The sequence below is a fragment of the Cohnella sp. GbtcB17 genome, assembly GCF_019091135.1.
In the GTDB taxonomy this organism is placed as follows: Bacteria; Bacillota; Bacilli; order Paenibacillales; family Paenibacillaceae; genus Cohnella.
Genome location: NZ_JAGXJW010000122.1, coordinates 1 through 5,051 on the forward strand (window position 1 = coordinate 1; position 5,051 = coordinate 5,051).

The window sequence follows — 5,051 nt, forward strand, 5'->3', positions numbered from 1 at the left end:
CGAGCCATTCTTATTGCTGTCTACATACCACTTGATGATCGTTGCTTCTTTGTTCTCCTCATCCGTATCGGCATCCGTGTACGTATAGCCGCCCGTCAGTGGCTTGCCGACTTCCTGCTCGCCTGTGATCTCCACGTTCGTCGCTACTGGTGCCTCGTTTACAATTATCGAAGTGTCGGTCGCAGGAGAAGAAGGGTTTCCGTTCCCGTTGACCACACTCGCGGTAACTGTAATAGTGCCCATTGCCAGTGAAGACAGGTCTACGGTCTTCGAGTAACCTCCGCTACCATCTACAGTCGTTAAAAAAGTCAGGATCTTGCCTGCGGAGTCTTCTACGGTTAACGTGACCGTATCATTAAGGGACGCCTTGGTCGTCGTTCCCTGAAGAACCACGCTAGATTTCTCTGACCCTGAAAGTTTTCCGTCGCCGCCATCCTCCACGCTTAACGTAATCGTGGGGGAGTCAGCATTCGGGTATACCTTAGGCGTTGTAAATACGCCGCCAGGGGCACCGAAATTAAGCGAGAATTGTCTGCCTACCCCTGTACCATTGTTGAGCGCTCCTGTATTGCCGATCAAGACTTTGATCGTTTGAACCGGCGCCTCGTAATGGGCAATAAAAGAAGCGCTATTCCCGAAGTTTACATCCGCCAAAGAATTAGTAAGACCTGTAAACCGTGTGCGTCCGCCGCTTGCGTTGCTAATCGTTAATTCCGATGTTGCATCGATCTCGTAGCTTGAGAATCCGCCGATTTCGGCATACTCCTGGTAGGAACCGTTATTGCCGTCCAGGTCAATCGCAGTCAGATTGAAGCCTTTCAGATACACAGGATCGCTCGTCCCGCTTCTTACAAAGCTGATCTGAAACAGGATCGCGCCCGCTCCCCCACTTGTAGATATCGTCGGATTAAACCGTCGGAGGATATCGGCAGACTTGTTAGAGGGATCGTCATCCAACAGGTTCAGCGTTGCGGTTGTGTCCTTGCTAACGATCTTGACCAACGCGTCCACCGTTATAACGTTTTTGGTCAGTACATTTGCATAACGATAGACATTGCCGACGGCATAACCCGAAGTATTCCCCGGCTCGGACTGCGGATTTTTCGTCGGCGTTGATTTGGACGTGAAGTCCAGGTAGTCAGTGCTATTCAAAGGCACCAGCAGAGGCTCGGAAGCCGCGCTAGCCTTCGGCGGCGACAATGAAATTGAAGACCCGAGCAGAGTTAGCATCAACAAGTTCAGAAAAAGCCTCTTCATCCATTTCGATTTACTGACGTGGTTCGCTAACATAGAGAATGAATCCCTTCCTTCATAAAAATTAAATGTCGAAAATACAAAGAAAAATTTTCCAACATCCTCCTTTGTACTATTGCTTTCCTACAGTTTCGGGCCTTTTTGACCATTATCGATGATGGTTCTGAACAACTACTGAACAAATAACAGTAAATGCCTTTCATTCTAAAAAAATAGAGCCCGCCCGGTCTCCTACGAGACCTTGAGGACGAGCCCTACGTAAATCGCATTTCTGAACGATATGATATTATTCGATCCGAATCACCTGACTTGCCCCCAGCCCTAGTAACGTCTGCCGCACCGCTGCCCAGACATCCCCAAGCGTCTGCTGCAGCACCCATGCGGAAGACGCCGCCGCCGAGACGGCCAGCCCGTGCCGCCAGGTCAGCGCCGCGCCCGCGATTAGCTGCTCCTGCGCAAAGGGGAGCTCCTCGAGCGCCTTCCTCACCATCTCCAGCAACCCCGACGTCACCCGGTCCGAAAAAACAACAAACGACCCCAGGTGACTGTAATCTCCCCAAGCCCCTTGCGTCGCCATCCGCTGCAAGCCAGGTCGAATCAGTTGCCGTTGATGATGGATCAGTTCACCCTCGTAATAAACGGACAAGCGATTGTCCAACGACTCGTACTGAAAAGCCTCTCCCCGCAGCATCCTCCCCGGGCACAGCACCTCGCCCTGTATCCAGACGGCGCCGGGAGCCAGCTCGACGACCGTTCGATTGTCGAAGACGGCGTCCCGGTAGAGCATGACGGGCTTCATCATCGTCTCCACGACGGCGCCGGCACCGATTCGATAGCGGCTCTCCATCGATGCGGCCTGGCCGGGCCCGCACGGGTGAACCTTCGTGAAGCCTTGGTTCGTCAGCACCAGATGCGTATCGGCCTCCGCCTCCCAGTTCAGTTCATACCGGTCGCCCTCCAGCATGCCCGGCGAAGCGTCCATCAGCATGACGCCAAGCGCGCCTCCTTCGGGAAACGTCTTGGCGATCTTGATCGGCGACGTGCAGTAGCGGCGAGCCAGAACGGTCTCGCCGCCCCGTAGCTCAGCCGCAGCCTCCAGCACGGAAAGGCGGCCGGCACCCCCATCAGTGATAGCTGTGCTCGATGCCATGTGCATTCTCGTATTCGTGCGCGAGCCAGCCGACGATCTCTTCCACCCCGTCGCCGGCCCGCAGGTTGGAAAAGACGAATGGCCGATCGCCGCGCATCCGCTTGGTGTCCGCCTCCATGACCGCCAGGCTGGCGCCGACATGCGGAGCGAGATCGGTCTTGTTAATGAACAGCAGGTCGGAGCGCATGATGCCAGGACCGCCCTTGCGCGGAATTTTCTCCCCCTGCGCGACGTCGATAATATAAATGAAGCGATCGGCTAGTTCCGGGCTGAACGCCGCGGTCAGGTTGTTGCCGTCGCTTTCGTTGAGAATGAGCTGCAGCTCGGGGAATCGCTCTTCAAGCTCGGTCACGGCCTCGAAGTTCATGGAAGCATCCTCGCGAACGGCCGTATGCGGTCAGCCGCCCGTCTCCACGCCGATGACGCGCTCTTCGGGCAGCACGCCCGTGGCCAGCAGGATGCGTGCGTCTTCCTTCGTGTAAATATCGTTCGTGATCACGCCGAGACTGTACCGCGACTTGAGCTCGCGCGCGATATTTTCGAGCAGCGCGGTCTTCCCCGATCCGACGGGGCCTCCGATGCCGATGCGCATGGGGCGCGAGCCCTCGAACGCTGGCTGTAACCACTCTGGGTGATGGTGGCCCGGTCCTTTTCCTTGGCACATTTCGCATTCCTCCTATTAAATAGTCATGCGTTAAATAGGCTTGCGTCGTCTCCTCATGACGCTCAGGACATGAACAGTCGAGAGTACAGCGTCTCGTGCCGGATCGCGCCGATCTCGCTCAACGGCGCGTTCGTGTAGGCTTCCTCCGGAGCCAGCTCCCGCGCAATGCGCCAGCCCTCGTCGATCGCGGGACCGAGCTTGGCGATGAGCGCCTGACATTCGGTCTGCCCGATAGGCAGCAGCCGCAGTGCACTGCTCGTCGCCGTGACGACGCAGGCGTACAGATAGCCCTGCACCGCTTGCTCGAGCGGCAGCCCGAGCTGCCGGCAGACGAAGCCGTGCACCAGCGGATGCGTGGCGAGGCAGTCTCCGGCTTCGCATGCCGCGAGCAAGACCGACCAGTCGAGCGCGGGATGGATCGAGACGGCCAGCTGGAGCAGGCGCCGTCCCATTTTCTCCGCGCCCGCACGGGATTCGCTTCCTGCCCGCTGCAGGTGGACGAGCCGCTCCGCGCGCCACGCACGCGTCCAATCCCCATCCTCTGCTGCCTCATACACTGCCTTGACGGCCATGGCGTCCGCGGTCGACCAGCTCTGCAGGAGCATCGTGCGAATATACTGCTCAAGCTCCCGCATGTCGGCGACGAGGCCGTCCTGCACCGCAGCCTCAAGGCCGAACGAATGCGCGAATCCGCCGATGGGCAGCGCGGAGTCGAGCAGCTGCTGGACCGCGAGCCATCGAATCATAGGCGCCGACTCCTCCCGCCCTAGAATAAAAAGTATCGCTGCGCCATCGGCAGCCGCTCGGCCGGCTCGCAGACGGCGGGCACGCCGTCCACCGTCACCGCGTACGTCTCCGGGTCCACCCGAATATCGGGCGTCGCATCGTTCAGGATCATGTCCGATTTGGAGACGCTGCGGCAGTTGCGCACAGGCTCGATCCGCTTGCGCAGCCCCAATCTTCCCGCCAAGCCGCTATCGTAAGCCGCCTGCGAGACGAACGTAATCGCGCATCGCTCGACGGCTCGGCCGTAGGCGGCAAACATCGGTCTGCCCATGACCGGCTGAGGCGTCGGGATCGACGCGCCGGGATCGCCCATCTGCGCGTACGCGATGCTCCCGCCCTTCAGGACGAGATCAGGCTTGACGCCGAAAAAGGCGGGCGACCAGACCGCGAGGTCGGCGAGCTTGCCCGGTTCGATGGAGCCGACGAGATGCGAGATGCCGTGCGTAATAGCAGGGTTGATCGTGTACTTGGCGATATAGCGCCTGATCCGAAAGTTGTCGCTGTCCGTGTCCGTCTCAAGCGGTCCCCGCTGCCGCTTCATCTTGTCCGCCGTCTGCCACGTGCGCAGGATGACCTCGCCTACGCGCCCCATCGCCTGCGAATCGGAGCTGATCATGCTGAATACGCCCATATCGTGCAAAATGTCCTCCGCGGCGATCGTTTCGGGCCGAATGCGGGAGTCGGCGAAGGCGACATCTTCGGGAATGCGGCTGTCGAGGTGATGGCAGACCATCAGCATGTCCAGGTGCTCCTCGATCGTGTTGACCGTGAATGGGCGCGTCGGGTTGGTGGACGAGGGCAGCACGTTGGGATGCGAAGCCGCGCGGATAATATCCGGCGCATGTCCGCCGCCCGCGCCTTCCGTATGATAGGTGTGGATCGTCCTTCCGCCGATGGCGGACAGCGTATCCTCCAGAAAGCCCGCCTCGTTCAGCGTGTCGGTATGGATCGCGACCTGCACGTCGTACGCGTCGGCCACGCGCAGGCACGTATCGATCGCGCGCGGCGTCGTGCCCCAGTCCTCATGCAGTTTGAGGCCGATTGCACCCGCTTCGATCTGCTCGACGAGCGGCGCTTCGAACGACGCGTTTCCTTTTCCCGTGAACCCCAGATTCATCGGAAAAGCCTCCGCGGCCTCCAGCATCCGCCGCAGATGCCAGGCGCCGGGCGTGCGAGTCGCAGCGTTGGTCCCGGTCG

General features: G+C 59.4%; 4 protein-coding genes and 1 pseudogene. All 5 read right to left on the reverse strand.

What is annotated here, in order from left to right; genetic code table 11:
- Positions 1 to 1,290: hypothetical protein (locus KVT38_RS33030; protein ID WP_217597990.1), on the reverse strand; the 1,290-nt coding region annotated here is incomplete at its 3' end.
- A gap of 250 nt (positions 1,291 to 1,540) precedes the next feature.
- Positions 1,541 to 2,404: an urease accessory protein UreD gene (locus KVT38_RS33035; protein ID WP_217597991.1), complete on the reverse strand. Its 864-nt coding sequence runs from the start codon at positions 2,402 to 2,404 to the stop codon at positions 1,541 to 1,543.
- Positions 2,379 to 3,068: pseudogene (gene ureG / locus KVT38_RS33040) on the reverse strand (urease accessory protein UreG). Before ureG ends, KVT38_RS33035 begins: the two are co-directional and overlap by 26 nt.
- A gap of 62 nt (positions 3,069 to 3,130) precedes the next feature.
- Complete coding sequence (locus KVT38_RS33045) at positions 3,131 to 3,814, reverse strand: urease accessory protein UreF (protein ID WP_217597992.1); 684 nt, start codon at positions 3,812 to 3,814, stop codon at positions 3,131 to 3,133.
- A gap of 20 nt (positions 3,815 to 3,834) precedes the next feature.
- Positions 3,835 to 5,051, reverse strand: a 1,217-nt coding sequence (gene ureC, locus KVT38_RS33050; RefSeq protein WP_217597993.1) for an urease subunit alpha, incomplete at its 5' end; no start/stop codon positions are given.